General features: G+C 68.3%; 16 protein-coding genes. 9 read left to right on the forward strand and 7 right to left on the reverse strand.

Features of this window, described 5'->3' with window-relative positions; genetic code table 11:
- The first annotated feature begins 14 nt into the window (after positions 1 to 14).
- From FSZ13_RS06530 to FSZ13_RS06545, 4 genes are all read left to right on the forward strand, one after another.
- Entirely contained in the window at positions 15 to 341 is a 327-nt protein-coding gene (locus FSZ13_RS06530) for a low molecular weight protein tyrosine phosphatase family protein (RefSeq protein WP_145478642.1), read from the forward strand.
- Positions 342 to 430: 89 nt separating this feature from the next.
- Positions 431 to 985 (forward strand): hypothetical protein, encoded by a 555-nt coding sequence (locus FSZ13_RS06535; protein ID WP_145478644.1) that lies wholly within the window; start codon positions 431 to 433, stop codon positions 983 to 985.
- Between the two features lie 205 nt (positions 986 to 1,190).
- Complete coding sequence (locus tag FSZ13_RS06540) at positions 1,191 to 1,487, forward strand: hypothetical protein (protein WP_145478645.1); 297 nt, start codon at positions 1,191 to 1,193, stop codon at positions 1,485 to 1,487.
- A gap of 71 nt (positions 1,488 to 1,558) precedes the next feature.
- Positions 1,559 to 2,005, forward strand: coding sequence for a universal stress protein (locus tag FSZ13_RS06545; RefSeq protein ID WP_145478647.1), 447 nt, complete (start codon positions 1,559 to 1,561; stop codon positions 2,003 to 2,005).
- A 67-nt stretch (positions 2,006 to 2,072) separates the two neighbouring features.
- Here the strand turns inward: FSZ13_RS06545 and FSZ13_RS06550 are convergent, their stop codons facing one another.
- Together FSZ13_RS06550 and FSZ13_RS06555 are read right to left on the reverse strand one after the other, a co-directional pair.
- Complete coding sequence (locus FSZ13_RS06550; protein ID WP_145478649.1) at positions 2,073 to 2,312, reverse strand: hypothetical protein; 240 nt, start codon at positions 2,310 to 2,312, stop codon at positions 2,073 to 2,075.
- 55 nt (positions 2,313 to 2,367) lie between these two features.
- The gene (locus FSZ13_RS06555) at positions 2,368 to 2,652 is read right to left on the reverse strand and encodes a DUF2782 domain-containing protein (RefSeq protein WP_145478651.1); all 285 of its coding nucleotides are present in this window, start codon (positions 2,650 to 2,652) and stop codon (positions 2,368 to 2,370) included.
- Between the two features lie 97 nt (positions 2,653 to 2,749).
- Here FSZ13_RS06555 and polA point away from each other — a divergent pair, with 97 nt between their 5' ends.
- The 3 genes from polA to FSZ13_RS06570 all read left to right on the forward strand — a co-directional run bounded on the left by polA (position 2,750) and on the right by FSZ13_RS06570 (position 7,094).
- Positions 2,750 to 5,521: a DNA polymerase I gene (gene polA / locus FSZ13_RS06560; RefSeq protein WP_145478653.1), complete on the forward strand. Its 2,772-nt coding sequence runs from the start codon at positions 2,750 to 2,752 to the stop codon at positions 5,519 to 5,521.
- 381 nt (positions 5,522 to 5,902) lie between these two features.
- Positions 5,903 to 6,379, forward strand: a complete 477-nt coding sequence (locus tag FSZ13_RS06565) for a DUF421 domain-containing protein (RefSeq protein WP_145478655.1) — start codon at positions 5,903 to 5,905, stop codon at positions 6,377 to 6,379.
- 214 nt (positions 6,380 to 6,593) lie between these two features.
- Positions 6,594 to 7,094, forward strand: a complete 501-nt coding sequence (locus tag FSZ13_RS06570; RefSeq protein ID WP_145478657.1) for a hypothetical protein — start codon at positions 6,594 to 6,596, stop codon at positions 7,092 to 7,094.
- Here the strand turns inward: FSZ13_RS06570 and hemF are convergent.
- Genes hemF through FSZ13_RS06590 form a run of 4 tightly spaced genes read right to left on the reverse strand, consistent with a single transcriptional unit; the run spans position 7,081 to position 11,441 of the window.
- Positions 7,081 to 7,986 (reverse strand): oxygen-dependent coproporphyrinogen oxidase, encoded by a 906-nt coding sequence (gene hemF / locus FSZ13_RS06575; RefSeq protein WP_145478659.1) that lies wholly within the window; start codon positions 7,984 to 7,986, stop codon positions 7,081 to 7,083. The genes FSZ13_RS06570 and hemF overlap by 14 nt on opposite strands.
- Positions 7,987 to 8,025: 39 nt before the next feature.
- The gene (locus FSZ13_RS06580; protein WP_145478661.1) at positions 8,026 to 8,634 is read right to left on the reverse strand and encodes a hypothetical protein; all 609 of its coding nucleotides are present in this window, start codon (positions 8,632 to 8,634) and stop codon (positions 8,026 to 8,028) included.
- 27 nt (positions 8,635 to 8,661) lie between these two features.
- On the reverse strand, positions 8,662 to 9,081 hold the full coding sequence (locus FSZ13_RS06585) for an NUDIX hydrolase (protein WP_145478662.1): 420 nt from the start codon (positions 9,079 to 9,081) through the stop codon (positions 8,662 to 8,664).
- Positions 9,078 to 11,441 carry a S9 family peptidase gene (locus tag FSZ13_RS06590; protein ID WP_186308861.1) on the reverse strand — a complete coding sequence of 788 codons (2,364 nt, stop codon included), beginning with the start codon at positions 11,439 to 11,441 and terminating at the stop codon, positions 9,078 to 9,080. The genes FSZ13_RS06585 and FSZ13_RS06590 overlap by 4 nt, the downstream gene beginning before the upstream one ends.
- Positions 11,442 to 11,695: 254 nt before the next feature.
- On the opposite strand from FSZ13_RS06590, the gene FSZ13_RS06595 reads away from it, so the two are divergent.
- Complete coding sequence (locus FSZ13_RS06595; RefSeq protein ID WP_145479482.1) at positions 11,696 to 13,093, forward strand: cytochrome ubiquinol oxidase subunit I; 1,398 nt, start codon at positions 11,696 to 11,698, stop codon at positions 13,091 to 13,093.
- Between the two features lies 1 nt (position 13,094).
- A complete protein-coding gene (gene cydB, locus FSZ13_RS06600) occupies positions 13,095 to 14,108 on the forward strand; it encodes a cytochrome d ubiquinol oxidase subunit II (RefSeq protein ID WP_145478664.1) in 1,014 nt (337 codons plus the stop codon).
- A gap of 153 nt (positions 14,109 to 14,261) precedes the next feature.
- Here cydB and FSZ13_RS06605 read toward each other — a convergent pair whose 3' ends face one another.
- Positions 14,262 to 15,284, reverse strand: a complete 1,023-nt coding sequence (locus FSZ13_RS06605) for a pteridine-dependent deoxygenase (RefSeq protein WP_260844110.1) — start codon at positions 15,282 to 15,284, stop codon at positions 14,262 to 14,264.
- Positions 15,285 to 15,351: the final 67 nt, after the last annotated feature.

A 15,351-nucleotide genomic window follows, 5' to 3' on the forward strand; every position in this document is an offset into this window, starting at 1 on the left:
CGGGCGTGTCACGGATGACCCGCCATGTGCTCTTCCTCTGCAGCCAGAACCGCCTGCGCAGCCCCACGGCCGAGCAGGTGTTCGCGAACTGGCCGGGCGTGGAGACGGCCTCGGCCGGCGTGCTCGCCGATGCCGATGTGCCGGTCAGCCCCGAGCTGTTGCAGTGGGCGGACGTCATCTTCGTGATGGAGCAGGCGCACCGCACGCGGCTGGCCAGCCGGCACCGGCAGTGGTTGAACGGGAAGCGGGTGGTCTGCCTTGATATCCCCGACGACTACGACTTCATGCAGTCGGAGCTGGTGGAGCTGTTGAAGAAGAAGGTCATCCCACACCTGCCGTAGCGCCGCGCCCTGCGTGGCTGCGCGATCCACGGGCACCTCAGCCACGCAGGGCGTGGCTCTACATTCCCCCTCCCTTTTCAGGTAATCCCATGTCTGCCACCCCTGTCGCCATCAACGTAAAGCTCAATGCCCGCCTGCAGCCCGAACATCGCTTGCAGCTGTTCGAAGACCCGCTCGACGCGATGCTGGAAGGTGCCGGGATCGGCGAGATCATGGGCGGTGGCACCGCGCTGTCGGAGGAAGGCGAGGTTGAATACGGCGACCTGGAGATCCAGCTGCACGATGCCGCCGCGCTGCCCAACCTGATCGAAGCCCTCGAACAGCTTGGCGCCCCCAAGGGCTCGCTGATCCAGCGCGAAGGTGAGCCCGACCTGGCGTTCGGCATCACCGAAGGCCTGGGCCTGTACCTCAATGGCACCGACCTGCCCGATGAGGTCTACGAACAGTGCGACTCGAACTACGTGTTCGACCAGATCGTCGAGCGCATCGACGGCCACGGCGAAGTCTGCAGCTGGTGGCAGGGCCCGAGCGAAACCGCGCTGTACCTGTATGGCGCCTCATTCGACACCATGGCCGAGCGCATCGCCGACCTGCTGGCCAGCTACCCGCTGTGCCAGGGCGCACGGGTGGTTCAGATCGCCTGACCCCGGTAGCGCCGACCGTTGGTCGGCAACTCGGCACCCCAGCACCCCAGCCGCCGCGCATCCGACGGGAGAGCAGCCGACTGACAGTCGGCTCTACCGCCGCTCAAACGCGACTCATCCCCGTTTTCACCTGCTTCGTCGCGTGCCGCTTGTCGGTCCCCGGTCGTGCGCCCAGAGTCTGGCGCTGTCTGCTGGGAGCATGCACATGAACAAGGGAATTCCGTACCTGATGGCGACCCTGGTCGCGCTGACACTGTCGGCGGGCTGGGCGGCACCGGTGCTGGCCCTGTTCGAGCAGGTGACTGCGTGCCTGGACAGCGGCGGCCGCCTGGACCTGGTTCACCTGCGCTGCGCGCCGCCAGCCGCAGTGCCCGGCCTGGTCCTGGAGGGCTGGGTGTTCTGGCTGACCGCGGCTGGCGTGGCGGTGGTGGGCCTGCTGGCGACACGCCGGCGCCCTGCGTCATCCATGCAGCGCGGTGGAGGGGTGGACGCCGCCGATTGATCCCGCTCAAGGCATCGTCTCCACGCCGGGTGTGCAATGGTGTCCCCACTGCCTTCGCCAAGGAGCGTTTCATGTACAAGCGGATCCTGATTGCCACCGATGGCTCCGAGCTGTCCGAAAAGGGCCTGCTCAAGGGCCTGGAACTGGCCCGCGACCTCAACGCCGAGGTCGACATCGTCACCGTGTCCGAGCCGTGGGCGGTGGGCATGTATGACGCGATGGGCTGGAGCGTGGGCTACACCAACAGCCCCGAGTACAAGGCCGACCGCGAAGAAACCGCGCAGAAGGTCCTGGCCCCGGCCAAGGCCGCCTGCGAAGCGCAGGGCCTGCGGGCCACCACCGTGCACGTGCTGGACCGCTACGCCGCCGACGGCATCATCGATACCGCCACCGAGCGCAGCAGCGACCTGATCGTGATGACCTCGCACGGCCGCCGCGGCGTGACCCGGGTGCTGCTGGGCAGCCAGACCGCCGAAGTGCTGGCGCGCAGCAGCGTGCCGGTCCTGGTCATCCGGTAGCGCCGGGCTCTGCCCTGCAAGCATCCCGTAGCGCCGGGCTCTGCCCGGCTGCTCGCAGAGCCCCGCGCTACGGCCGTATCTTCAGCGTCTGCGATTCGTCCAGGCTGCCATCGGGCTGCAGCACCACGTAGCGCTCGCCGCTGCGGTCGAACAGGACCGGTATCGGGTCGCGGAACAGCGGGCGGCGCACGAAGCGCAGTGCCCAGCCGAAGTGCTCCAGGGTCTCCACGGCCTGGCGCTGCTCGGCAGTCAGCCCGTCGCGCAGGGCGGCGGAATCAATGGGCTTGCGGCGTTCGGGAGTCGTCATCAGGTACGGCGGGCAGGCATTCCAGGGCGGCAGGCAGACCGGGCACGGGGCCGGCTTACCAGCTGTAGAGCTTCCAGTACACCGGCGACACCCCGTCCTTGCTGCGGTCGCCGCCGGTCTGGCCGCCTTCGTACATGTAGTACGGGGCGCCGCGCGACGGGGTCACCTTGACCATGCGCAGCTGGCCGGCCACCCGGTATTCCTCGATGGTGTCGCCGTTGTCCATGACGCGCCTGGCGACATCGGCGCCGGTGACATCGACCGGCGGTGCGCCGGCGCTGCCCCCAGTGGTCGCACAACCAGCCAACACAAGCAGACCTGCCAGCATCAGAGTCTTCATGGACCACGGTTCCTGGAGCGGGGGAGCCTCGATTATGCCCCATGCCCCGTGACGCCGGTGCCGTAACCGGCCATGGCGGGGCGCGTAGAATCGTCGCATGAGCCGATTAGTCCTGATTGACGGGTCCAGTTACCTGTATCGCGCGTTCCACGCGCTTCCGCCGCTGACCAATGCCGCCGGTGAACCCACCGGCGCGCTGTTCGGCGTGGTCAACATGCTGCGCGCCACGCTGAAGGAGCGCCCCGAGTACGTCGCCTTCGTGGTCGACGCGCCCGGCAAGACCTTCCGTGACGACCTGTACGCCGACTACAAGGCCAACCGCCCGCCGATGCCCGACGACCTGCGCCCGCAGATCGAGCCGATGTGCCAGATCGTCGAGGCGCTGGGCCTGACCATCCTGCGCATCCCCGGCGTGGAGGCCGACGATGTGATCGGCACGCTGGCACTGCAGGGCCACCGCGACGGCATGACCGTCACCATCTCCACCGGCGACAAGGACTTCGCCCAGCTGGTGCGCCCGGGCATCGAACTGGTCAACACCATGACCGGCAGCCGCATGGATTCGGACGCCACGGTGATGGACAAGTTCGGCGTGCGCGCCGACCAGATCGTCGACCTGCTGGCCTTGATGGGCGATGCCGTGGACAACGTGCCCGGCGTGGAGAAGTGCGGGCCCAAGACCGCCGCCAAATGGCTGGCCGAGTACCAGACCCTGGACGGGGTGATGGCCGCCGCCCCCGGCATGAAGGGCAAGATCGGCGAGAACCTGCGCGCGGCGCTGGATCGGCTGCCGCTCAACCGCGAACTGGTCACCATCCGCACCGACGTGGCGCTGGAGGCCAGCCCGCAGACCCTGGCGCTGCGCGACCCGGACGTGCCCGCACTGGGCGAGCTGTACCTGCGCTATGGCTTCACCCAGGCGCTGAAGGAACTGGGTGGCCCGGTCCCGGCGCCCGCCGCGGCCAGCGAGGCCCCGGTGAGCCTGCGCGGCACCGCCGCCGGCTACGCCCGGGGCGCGGCCGCCGAGCCGGCCCCGGCGCTGGACGCGGCGCTGTCCGCTCCGGGCGAGTACGAGACCGTGCTCACCACCGAGCAGCTGCAGGCCTGGGTGGCCCGCGCCGAGGCGGCCGAGCTGATCGCCTTCGACACCGAGACCGACGCGCTGGATGCCATGCGCGCCAACCTGGTCGGCATCAGCCTGGCCGTGGAACCGGGCAAGGCCGCCTACATCCCGGTCGGGCATGACTACCCGGGCGCCCCGGCGCAGCTGCCGCGCGGCCAGGTGCTGGACGCGCTGCGCCCGCTGCTGGAGAACCCGGACAAGAAGAAGCTCGGCCAGCACGGCAAGTACGACCTGCACGTGCTGCGCCGCCATGGCGTGGACGTGAAGGGCTATCACGACGACACCATGCTCGAGAGCTTCGTGCTCAATTCCACCGCCACCCGCCACGACATGGATTCGCTGGCGATGCGCTACCTGGGCTACACCACGATCAAGTTCGAGGACGTGGCCGGCAAGGGGGCCAAGCAGATCCCGTTCTCGCAGGTGGGGCTGGACGAAGCCAGCCGCTACGCGGCCGAGGACGCCGACATCACCCTGCGCCTGCACCGGGTGCTGCATCCGCAGCTGCTGGAATCGGCGTCGCTGGACAACGTGTACCGCAGCATCGAAATGCCGCTGGTACCGGTGCTGGCCCGGATCGAGGCCAACGGCGTCTATATCGACAGCGCCGAGCTGCGCCGGCAGAGCCAGGACCTGGGCGCGCGCATGCTGGCCGCACAGCAGAAGGCCACCGAGCTGGCCGGGCGCACCTTCAGCCTGGACTCGCCCAAGCAGCTGCAAGCGGTGCTGTTCGACGAGCTGAAGCTGCCGGCGCTGGTGAAGACCCCCAAGGGCCAGCCCAGCACCAACGAAGAGGCGCTGGAGGCAATTGCCGAACAGCACGAGCTGCCGCGGGTGATCCTGGAGTACCGTGGCCTGGCCAAGCTGCGCAGCACCTACACCGACAAGCTGCCCGAGATGGTCAACCCCGACACCGGCCGGGTCCACACCAGCTACCACCAGTCCGGTGCGGCCACCGGTCGCCTGTCCTCCTCCGACCCGAACCTGCAGAACATCCCGATCCGCACCGAGGACGGCCGCCGCATCCGCCGCGCCTTCGTGGCCCCGCCAGGGCACAAGCTGCTGGCCTGCGATTACTCGCAGATCGAACTGCGGATCATGGCCCACCTGTCCGAGGACCCGGGCCTGGTGCGCGCCTTCGAGCAGGGCGTGGACGTGCACCGCGCCACCGCCGCCGAGGTGTTCAGCCGCGCGCTGGACGAGGTCACCCCGAACGAGCGCCGCGCCGCCAAGGCGATCAACTTCGGCCTGATGTATGGCATGAGCGCGTTCGGGCTGGCCCGCAACCTGGGCATCGACCGTGGCCAGGCGCAGGACTACGTGGCCCTGTATTTCAGCCGCTACCCCGGCGTGCGCGACTTCATGGAACGCATGCGCCAGCAGGCGCGTGACCAGGGCTATGTGGAAACGCTGGAAGGACGCCGGCTTTATCTGAATGACATTCACGCCCGCAACCAGGGCCTGCGCGCCGGCGCCGAACGTGCGGCGATCAATGCGCCCATGCAGGGCACCGCCGCGGACATCATCAAGCGCGCCATGGTGAAGGTGGACGACTGGCTGCAGGGCCAGGGCGGGCGCGCGCGGATGATTCTGCAGGTGCACGATGAACTGGTATTCGAAACCGAAAGCGAGTTTCTGGAAACCTTGCGCTCGCAGGTGGTGGAACTAATGTCGTCTTCGGCGCAATTGCGGGTTCCGCTGGTGGTTGACGCGGGTGTCGGCGATAACTGGGATGAGGCACATTGAGACCCAAATCACGTTACAAAAGCTGAATTGGTCCATTCCCGGGCTAGAAACTGACTCTTGGATGAATGTTTCAAGATTCACCCGAGTATTAATTGGCAGCCTTCACGAATCATCAATGTTCAAGGTGCTTTTATAGACCTCGACAGGCGCAACGCCTGTTGTGGATCTCTCCCATCCCCTGGAGCAGATCTCGGAACGGGGGCTCCTCCCCAAGCGCCCGTTCCCCGGCCCCGCTGACCTCCCCCTGGTCGGCGGGGCTTTTTATTTTGGGCTCCCCACACGGCAATGGGGTAGCGCCGGCCGTTGGCCGGCCCAAGCGATGCCGATTGCCTCTGGCACGCCACACGCCCATGCTGCCAGCAGTACCCAAGGAAACCCCCGATGAGCGACCTGTTCGACCTGGCCATGCCCTGGTGGGAATTCATCCTGCGCGCCGTCGTGGTGTACGTGGTCGTACTCGGCATGGTCCGCCTGTCGGGCAAGCGCGCGCTGGGCCAGATCACCCCGTTCGACGTGCTGCTGATCGTGCTGTTGGGCAACGCGGTGCAGAACGCGCTGCTTGGCAAGGACACCTCGCTCGGCGGCGGCCTGCTGCTCGCGGCTACCCTGATCTCACTCAACTACGGCGTGGGCTGGCTCAGCCAGCGCAGCCGCCGTATTGAAGCGCTGGTGGAAGGCGAGCCGGTGCTGATCGCGCGTGACGGCAAGCTGCTGGACTCGGTGCTGCGGCGCGAACTGGTCACCCGTGCGGACGTGGAGGCGGCCATGCGCCAGCAGGGCTGCGCGCACATCAGCGAGGTCTCCATGGCGCTGCTGGAAATCAACGGCCACATCACCATCGTGACGCGGAAGCGGTAGCGCCGGCCGCCAAAGATCGAAACCTGGAAGCGCAGCCGGAAGCCTGCTGCTGCAATCGCCGGTATCAGTGGCCGCCGTCCGGCTGGCCCGCGCAAAGGAGATGCTCGCGATGCCGTTTGATATCCCCGCCACTTCCCCCTCGCCCGTCGGCACCCCCCGGCGGTGGGTCCCCGTGTACGAGGAAGGCCGGGCAGCCAACCGGCAGCTGCACGGCATGCCCCCGTCACATCACGAGGCGATGCGGGCGTCTTCCCCGCCGCCGACCTACGCCCAGGTGATGGGGCAGGACGCGGATCCCCCTCCTCCCTATGCCGAGGGATTGAGAGAGGACGCTGCCCCCAGGCGGCTGCCGCCCTCGCGTGCGCTACCTACCGCGGTGGCCAACGGGCCGCGCTCGTGGCGGCTGCGCATCTTCAGGCGCCTGCATCCGGAGACGCAACGCCGCGAGTTGCAGAAGCAGTTGAAGTACCTGGTGCGCACCGAAGGCAAGCTGGAAGCAGCCCGCAACTACCTAGGCGAGGTGATTCGACGGCACGAAGCGCTGGCGGCATCGGGCCGCGTGTATTGCGGCGCCGGCCTGTTCGATGGCGACGAATGCAGTGTGATCAGCAACGCGCAGCAGGAGTACGCCCATTACCTGGACAAAGCGTGCAAGGCGCAGGCGGCGTATGCAGCGCAGCTCGATGGCAGCGCGGACCCGCTCAGCCCAGGCTGAGCCAGTCGCGCGGCACCAGGTAATCGCCCAGCCGCGCTTCGGCGCTGCCGGGCTCCGGCTGGAACCCATACTCCCAGCGCACGCGTGGGGGCAGGCTCATCAGGATGCTTTCGCTGCGGCCACCGCTCTGCAGGCCGAACAGGGTGCCGCGGTCGTAGACCAGGTTGAATTCCACGTAGCGGCCACGGCGGTACAGCTGGAACTCGCGCTCGCGCTCCCCGTACGCGGCCTCCTTGCGCCGCTCCACGATCGGCAGGTAGGCCTGCAGGAAGCCGTCGCCGACCGCGCGCAGGTAATCGAAATCGCGTTCGAAGTCGCCGTGCAGGTCGTCGAAGAACAGCCCGCCCACGCCGCGCGTTTCATTGCGGTGGCGCAGGAAGAAGTATTCGTCGCACCAGCGCTTGTGCGCCGCATAGCGTTCTTCACCGAACGGCGCGCACAGGTCGTGGGCGACCTGGTGCCAGTGCTGCACGTCTTCGTCGAACGGATAGAACGGGGTCAGGTCGAAGCCGCCGCCGAACCACGATGCCACCTGCTCACCATCGCGTTCGGCACTGAAGTAGCGCACGTTGGCGTGGGTGGTGGGCAGGTACGGGTTGCGCGGGTGGAACACCAGCGACACGCCGGTGGCGCGCCACGAGGCACCGGCCAGTTCCGGCCGGTTGGCCGAGGCCGATGGCGGCAGGCGGGTACCCGAAACGTCGGAGAAGCCGATGCCGGCCTGCTCGAACACCGCGCCATCGCGCAGGATGCGGGTGCGCCCGCCACCGCCTTCGGCACGCTGCCAGACGTCCTCGGCGAAGCGGGCCTGGCCGTCGGCGGTTTCAATGGCGGTGCAGATGCGGTCCTGCAGATCGATGAGGTAGGCGCGGACGCGGTCGAAATCGTTCATGGCGGTAATGTACCGCACGCGGCCGCGCCGGATCCGGCATCAACGCTTGAACCACCGCTGCACGTCCGGGCGCAGCACGCGCACCAGCAGCCAGCCATGCAGGACGGCGAAGGCCAGCGCGGTCAGCACGGTGATGCCGGTGTAGAGCACGCGGTTGATGCGCAGGTCGTGGCGGAGCTGGCTGGCATCCTCGGCGCCCACGTGCTGCGGCAGGTGCACGATCAGGTAGCGGAAGATGTCGTCGATGACCCAGGCGCCGACGAAGTTGAGCAGCGCGGTCAGCACCAGCAGCACGATGAAGGTCCACAGCGCCCAGCGCTGCCGGCGCAGGAGCCCCCAGCAGGCGATGGCGCCGGCCACGCACAGGGCGAACAGCCACAGGTTCACCGCCACGGCATGCCGGCCGAACCAGCGCAGCGACGGCGGCATCCAGGACAGGTCGGCGCCCTGCAGCAGGTCGTGCAGCCACGCCGAGTTGCCCAGCAGTACGGCCAGAACCGCGCAGCCGGCCCAGCACACGGCAGAGACGATGCACACCACCAGTACCGACTTGGCCAGCGGGGCCAGGAAGCGGGGCGCAGCGTCGCCGATCGGGGCGGCAGTTGCAGCGGCAGCAGTCGGCAACAACGGGGGGTAGGAAGACGACATCCGGTGTCCTGGCAGTGAGCAGTGGGGTCAGCCTGGCACGATCACGCGCCTGGCCGCCGGCAGGATATGGTCTTCGCTCAACGGTGCCAAGCGGCGGCCATGCGGTGGCTGCAGGGGTACCCACGCCAGTTCGGCGATTTCGGCGCGCGCCTGCGGCGTGCCCAGTACCTGTACCCACCAGGCCTGGGCCTGCACCCGGCAGCCGGGTTCATGGACGGCCCAATCGCTGAACGCGCCCAGCGGCACGGCCGTGGCCGGGTCCAGCTGCACGCCCAGCTCTTCGTCCAGCTCGCGCGCCAGCGCGGCCAGCGTGGCTTCGCCCGGCTCGGGCTTGCCGCCCGGCTGGATGAACACCGCCGAGCCCTGCTTGCGCACCACCAGCACGCGCTGGTGGGCGTCGCAGATGACCGCGGCGACGATCCGTATCGTCGCCGCGTCGTGGCTCACTTCAGGTTCTCTTCGAACAGCTTGAGGATGCGCTTGTACTGGTCCAGCCAGGAATCGGCACGCACGTAGCCATGGCGCTCCAGCGGGTAGGGCGCGATGCTCCAGTTGTCCTTGTGCAGCTCGATCAGCTTCTGGGTGAGGTTGACCGAGTCCTGGAAGAACACGTTGTCGTCCATCATCCCGTGCGCGATCAGCAGGTGGTCCTGCAGGCCTTCGGCGTATTCGATCGGCGAGGAGACGCGGTACGCCTCCGGGTCGATGTCCGGGGTGTTGAGGATGTTGGCGGTGTAGCCGTGGTTGTACTGGTGCCAGTCCACCACCGGGCGCAGCGCGGCGCCGGCCTTGAACGTGCCCGGCGAACGGAACAGCGCCATGAAGGTCATGAAGCCGCCGTAGGAGCCACCGTAGATGCCGGCGTGGTCGCGGTCACCCTGCTGGGTGGCGACCAGCCACTCGAGGCCGTCCTTGTAGTCTTCCAGTTCCGGGTGGCCCATGTTGCGGTAGATCGCGGTGCGCCAGTCGCGGCCGTAGCCCTCGCTGCCGCGGTAATCCATGTCCAGCACCACGTAGCCCTGCTGCACCAGCAGGTTGTGGAACATCTGCTCGCGGAAGTAGGCGGGGTAGCGCTGGTGCACGTTCTGCAGGTAACCGGCGCCGTGCACGAACATGGCGATCGGGTACTTCTTGCCCGGCTCCAGGTTCTCCGGGCCGTAGTACTTGGCCCAGACCACGCCGGCGCCGTGCTTCGAAGGCACCTGCACCAGCTTGGGCTGGATCCACTGGCGCGCCTTGAAGGCGGCGCTGCGGGTATCGGTCAGCACCTTGGCCTGGCCGCCGGCAGTGGGCACCACCGCCAGCTGCGCCGGCAGGTAGGCGCCGGAGTAGCGCACCAGCAGCTGCTGGCCGTCCGGCGACAGCGAGAAGTCTTCCACGCCGTTGAGCGAGGTCAGCTCACGCACCTGGCGCGAGGCGGTGTCCACCGCGCACACCTCGTAGTCGCCCGGCGCCTGCTGGTTGCACAGCACGTAGAAGCCACGGCCATCGGCGCTGGGCACCGGCATCGAGGTTTCCCATTTGCCGCTGGTGATCGCCTGCGGCCTGGCCGTGCCCTGCTGGGTGTACAGGTGCGAATAGCCCGATTCTTCCGACAGCAGCCACAGCGTGCGGTTGTCGCTGGACCAGCCGAAATCGTTGAAGCTCCAGTTGATCCAGGCCGCGTCGGTGAGGCGGTGGCGGTTCTGCAGTTTCGCCTCGGTCGGGCTGACGCTGGCGATCCAGCGGTCCTTGTTGTCGTTGGCGCGCAGCAGGATCGCGGCCTGCTGGCCGTCGGCGCTCCAGCGCACGCCGGGCGCGCCGGGGCCGCCCAGCACCTGCACCGAACGGTTGCCCTTCAGCGCATCCTTGCCGGCGGCCTTGCGCATCGAGGCCAGCGGGTCGGTGCCGATGCCCGGCAGGCTGTCCAGCGACAGCGGCTTGACCGTGCCGGTGACCGCGTCGACCAGCCACAGCGCGTTCGGCTCCGGATCGTTGCGGCCCACCCGGGTACGGGTGTCCTCGAATTCCTCATACCCCGATTCGGTCACGTACTTGGGCATCTTGCCGCCGCGGCCTTCATCGAAGCTCTTCGGCTTGGTGACCACGATGAGGCTGCGGGTGTCCGGCGACAGCGCGCTGTCGACGATCTCCACCTCGGCGCCCAGGTACACCGGGCCCGGTGCACGGGTGCTGTCGGCGCGGCGCCAGCTGGCTTCCTGCTGCTTGAGCGCGTCGCGCTGGGCGCGGTCGTTGCGCAGCGTGGCCAGGGTCCGCAGCTGCTGGTCGCGCAGCACGTCGGCCTTGGGGGCGTCATCGGGGTTCTTTTCGGCCTTCAGGCTGGCCACCTGCTGCACGCCGGCGGCGGTCCAGTGGAACCAGGTCTGGCCGGTGCGCCAGATGACCCCGCCGTCGCGGGCGAAGCCGACCGCACCGGCCTTCTCGGTGCTGCGGGTGAGCTGGGTCAGGGCGCCGCTGCGCAGGTCACGCAGGAACACGTCGCCGTTGCGCACGAACGCGGCGCGCTGGCGGGCGCTGTCGTAGACCGGGTTTTCCACGTCCAGGCTGCCGCGCTGGTCATCGGCGACCTGGCTGGCGGCGCCGCCGGTGACCGGCTGGCGGAAGGTGTCGCGGACCGGGCTGCCGGTGCGCTTGAGCTGGTACTCGACCTGCTGGCTGTTCCACGACCACCAGGCGCTCTCGACCGGCGGACCGATCCAGTCCGGGTCGGCCATGGCCTGTTCAATGGTGATCGGCGTCGGTGCCGCGTGGGCCGCGCCACCAAGGGCGGCAAGCAGCAGCAGGGACAAGGGCAGCGTTCTGGGCATTGCGGGCAGCACCGTAAAGGAAAAACCCGCCAAGCGTAGCAGCCGTAAGCGTTCCGGGAGGGGGCCACAGGTAATGGGCAGCGCCCGCCCGGAACGGTCCCCCGGTAGCGCACGACCGTTGGTCGTGCGACGCCGCACCGCGCCGGGTTCCAGACTGCGACAAAGTGAAGCAGCGCGTCACCGGGTCGCATGCCCTCTTCACGGAAATCGGCCCAGACTGGTGCGGATTCCAGAGAATGCTGCGGAGGCGTCGCGTGGACGCGTTGTTGTTGTCGCGGATCCAGTTCGGGTTCGTCATCAGTTTCCATGTGCTGTTCCCGGCCTTCACTATCGGCACGGCCAGCTGGCTCGCCTTCGTGGAGGGCCAGTGGCTGCGCACGAAGAAGCCGATCTGGCGCGAGCTGTACTTCTTCTGGCAGAAGATCTTCGCGGTGTCCTTCGGCATGGGCGTGGTCAGCGGCATCGTCATGGCCTTCCAGTTCGGCACCAACTGGCCACGGCTGAGCCAGGTGGCCGGCAGCGTGATCGGGCCGCTGCTCACCTATGAAGTGCTCACCGCGTTCTTCCTGGAAGCCAGCTTCCTGGGCGTGATGATGTTCGGCTGGGGCAAGGTCTCGCCGCGCCTGCATTTCCTGTCCACCTGCATGGTGGCGCTGGGCACGCTGGTGTCCACGTTCTGGATCCTGTCGTCCAACAGCTGGCTGCAGACCCCGGCCGGGCACGCCATCATCGACGGCATCGTGGTGCCGCAGGACTGGTGGCAGGTGGTGTTCAACCCCTCCTTCCCGTACCGCCTCGCGCACATGGCGCTGGGCTCGTTCATCACCACCTGCTTCGTGATCGGCGGGGTCGGCGCGTGGTACCTGCGCAAGGGCAAGCATGTCGAAGCCGGGCGCACCATGCTGCTGGCCGCGGTGGCCTTCGCCGCGCTCACCGTGCCGGTGCAGATTTTCGTCGGCGACATGCACGGCCTGAACACGCTCAAGCACCAGCCGATGAAGATCGCGGCGGTGGAGGCGCACTGGCATGCCGAAGGCGAGGGCGAAGGGGTGCCGCTGGTGGTGTTCGCGGTGCCTAACGAGAAGGCCGAGCGCAACGATTTCGAGATCGCCATCCCGCGCTTGGGCAGCCTGATCCTGACCCATTCACTCGACGGGACCTTCGACCCGCTCACCTCGGTGCCGGCCAGTGAGCGCCCGCCGGTGGTGCCGGTGTTCTACGCCTTCCGCATCATGGTCGGGCTGGGCACGCTGATGCTGCTGCTGGCCTGGGCTTCGGCCTTCCAGTGGTGGCGTGGCCGCCTGCTGGAATCGCGATGGCTGGTGCGCGGCTGGAACTGGATGCTGCCCAGCGGCTTCATCGCGCTGGTGTCGGGCTGGTTCGTCACCGAAATGGGCCGCCAGCCGTGGGTGGTGTACGGGGTGCTGCGCACCGCCGATGCGGTCGGTCCGCAGAGCGCATGGATGACCGCGCTGTCGCTGGGCGTGTACGTCGTCGGCTATGCATTCGTGTTCGGCTGGGGCATCTGGTACCTGGTGAAGATCATCCGCACCGGCCCGAAGCCGCACGACCACCAGCCGCCGATCGAGGACGGCAGCCACACCCCGGCGCGGCCGCTGTCCGGGGCCGACGAACCGCTGGAGGAGCGCTGACATGGAGATGACGACCTGGCTGCCGGTGGCATGGTTCGCGGTGATCGGCTTTGGCGTGCTGATGTACGTGGTGCTGGATGGTTTCGTGCTGGGCATCGGCATCCTCGCGCCGATGGCCGAGGATGAAGAACAGCTCGACGTGATGATGAACACCGCCGCGCCGATCTGGGACGGCAATGAAACCTGGCTGGTGCTGGGCGGGGCAGGGTTGATGGCGGCCTTCCCCAAGGCCTATGCCGCACTGTTGTCGGCGCTGTACCTGCCGGTCCTGCTGCTGGTGGTGGCGCTGGTGTTCCGTGGCGTGGCATTCGAATTCCGCTTCAAGGCGCACCGCTCGCGGCGGCTGTGGAGCGTGGCCTTCGGGCTGGGCTCGCTGCTGGCCGCGTTTGCCCAGGGCGTGATCCTTGGCGCGCTGGTGCAGGGCCTGCAGGTCGTGGACGGCCAGTACGTGGGCGGGGCGTTCGGCTGGTTCAGCCCGTTCTCGATGCTGACCGGCGCGGCGGTGGTGTTCGGCTACGCGCTGCTCGGCAGCACCTGGCTGATCCTGAAGACCGAAGGCCGCGAGCAGACCTTCGCGCGCACCCTGACCCGGCCGCTGGTGGTGGCGGTGATCGTGTTCATGGGGCTGGTCAGCGCGTGGCTGCCGTTCCTGGATTCGCGGTTGATGGCGCGCTGGTTCAGCGATGGCAACTTCTGGTGGCTGTCGCCGGTGCCGCTGCTGACCCTGGCCGTGGCGGTGGCGCTGTGGCGCAGCGCCATGCACCCGCGCCGCGACCTGCCGCCGTTCCTGCTCACCCTGGCGCTGTTCGTGCTGGGCTTCATCGGGCTGGTGCTGGGCATGTGGCCGTACCTGCTGCCGCCGAGCATGACCCTGTGGCAGGCGGCCGCCCCGGCCTCGTCGATGGGCTTCAGCCTGGTCGGCCTGGTGGTGCTGCTGCCGGTGATCCTGGGCTACACCGCGTGGTCGTACCGCGTATTCCGCGGCAAGGTCCGCGCGGACGCCGGATACCATTGACCGGGCCCGGGTGACGACCAACGGTCGTCACCTACCGGCGTGCGGTACATCCCGGAACGGACGATTCGGGGCACATCCCCGGCCCGGCCGAAACGCGGCACATCCCTGGCCAGACGATACGCGGTAGGTGACGACCGTTGGTCGTCACGCGCGTCACCCGTGCAGGCCTTCGATCTCGACCAACAATTCGGCGCGGCACACCTCGGCGTGCAGCACCACGAAGGCAGGGCTGCCCGGCAGGTCGGCCATTCGCGCTGCAATCGCCGGCATGTCCTCGGCCCGGCGCACATACACCTTCAACACGGATTCCGCCCCCAGCGTGGCCGGCAACCCCGGCCTTTGCAGGCGCGCGGCGTCCACCAGGCTCTGCAGGTTGGTCAGGGTCTCTTCCAGCTGTTCGGCCACCGACCCGGTGTGCTGGGAGACATGCCCGACGATGGCCGCCGTGCCCGACTGCAGCAGGGGCAGGCCGGTAGCGGGCGGCGGCAGCAGCGCGCGCGAGAAGCTGGGCGACTGCGGGCCGTACTGGCGCGGGTAACGGAACGCGCTGACCTGGCGCGGGTTTTCCAGCGGCAGGCCCGGCTCGCGCGCGGCCAGCCAGTACACCTGCAACCGGCGCACGCCGTCGAAGCGGCCGATGCAGGTGGCGGCCGGCAATGCCGCCTCGTCCAGCTCGCGCAGCCCGCGCACGCGGCCCACGCAGAAGCGCCGGTAACGCTCCTGGTCGCCTTCGCCTTCAGTCACCGCGTCGAGGTAATTCCAGGTCCGCAGCAGATGCGGGTACCCGCAGTCGGCGAGGAAGCCACTCAGCTGCGAATAGGCATCGGCTGCGGCTGATTCGATATCGTCCTCGACTTCGTCGATCTCGATCGCTCCGAACAGCACCGTGTCATTGGCCGACCAGCGCACCCCTGCGCGCACGCCGTGCCTTACCGGCGTCGCGCCCTGCCAGACCTCGATCTGCGCCGGGCCCTGTTCGGCCAGCGGCACGCACAGCCAGCGCGGGTCGTCGCTGGCCGGGGCCGGGGCGGAAAAGCCGAACACGGCCAGGGTAAGCGGGTCGGCCAGGGCAGCGTCCCGGGCCGCGGCCGGGGCGTAGAACGCACGGAACAGCGCGGGGTTTACCGATGGAGTGGAGACCTGCGCGGCCGCTACGCTGTGGATCGTGCTACTCATTTCAGATTGTGAAAGCTGCCAGTGCCAAGGGTGTCATGATAGCGTGCGCTCCTTTCGCGGCGTGCCC

The sequence above is a fragment of the Stenotrophomonas rhizophila genome (genome assembly GCF_007667275.1).
GTDB lineage: Bacteria > Pseudomonadota > Gammaproteobacteria > Xanthomonadales > Xanthomonadaceae > Stenotrophomonas > Stenotrophomonas maltophilia_AE.

Excerpts from the sequence above, each read along its gene's own strand:
- hemF (WP_145478659.1), bottom strand. The coding sequence starts at position 7,986 with ATGAACGATTTCGACCGCGTCCGCGCCTACCTCATCGATCTGCAGGAC.
- FSZ13_RS06535 (WP_145478644.1), top strand. The coding sequence starts at position 431 with ATGTCTGCCACCCCTGTCGCCATCAACGTAAAGCTCAATGCCCGCCTG.
- FSZ13_RS06565 (WP_145478655.1), top strand. The coding sequence starts at position 5,903 with ATGAGCGACCTGTTCGACCTGGCCATGCCCTGGTGGGAATTCATCCTG.
- FSZ13_RS06530 (WP_145478642.1), top strand. The coding sequence starts at position 15 with ATGACCCGCCATGTGCTCTTCCTCTGCAGCCAGAACCGCCTGCGCAGC.
- FSZ13_RS06550 (WP_145478649.1), bottom strand. The coding sequence starts at position 2,312 with ATGACGACTCCCGAACGCCGCAAGCCCATTGATTCCGCCGCCCTGCGC.
- cydB (WP_145478664.1), top strand. The coding sequence starts at position 13,095 with ATGGAGATGACGACCTGGCTGCCGGTGGCATGGTTCGCGGTGATCGGC.
- FSZ13_RS06590 (WP_186308861.1), bottom strand. The coding sequence starts at position 11,441 with ATGCCCAGAACGCTGCCCTTGTCCCTGCTGCTGCTTGCCGCCCTTGGT.
- FSZ13_RS06555 (WP_145478651.1), bottom strand. The coding sequence starts at position 2,652 with ATGAAGACTCTGATGCTGGCAGGTCTGCTTGTGTTGGCTGGTTGTGCG.
- FSZ13_RS06540 (WP_145478645.1), top strand. The coding sequence starts at position 1,191 with ATGAACAAGGGAATTCCGTACCTGATGGCGACCCTGGTCGCGCTGACA.
- FSZ13_RS06605 (WP_260844110.1), bottom strand. The coding sequence starts at position 15,284 with ATGAGTAGCACGATCCACAGCGTAGCGGCCGCGCAGGTCTCCACTCCA.
- FSZ13_RS06570 (WP_145478657.1), top strand. The coding sequence starts at position 6,594 with ATGCCCCCGTCACATCACGAGGCGATGCGGGCGTCTTCCCCGCCGCCG.
- FSZ13_RS06545 (WP_145478647.1), top strand. The coding sequence starts at position 1,559 with ATGTACAAGCGGATCCTGATTGCCACCGATGGCTCCGAGCTGTCCGAA.
- FSZ13_RS06580 (WP_145478661.1), bottom strand. The coding sequence starts at position 8,634 with ATGTCGTCTTCCTACCCCCCGTTGTTGCCGACTGCTGCCGCTGCAACT.
- polA (WP_145478653.1), top strand. The coding sequence starts at position 2,750 with ATGAGCCGATTAGTCCTGATTGACGGGTCCAGTTACCTGTATCGCGCG.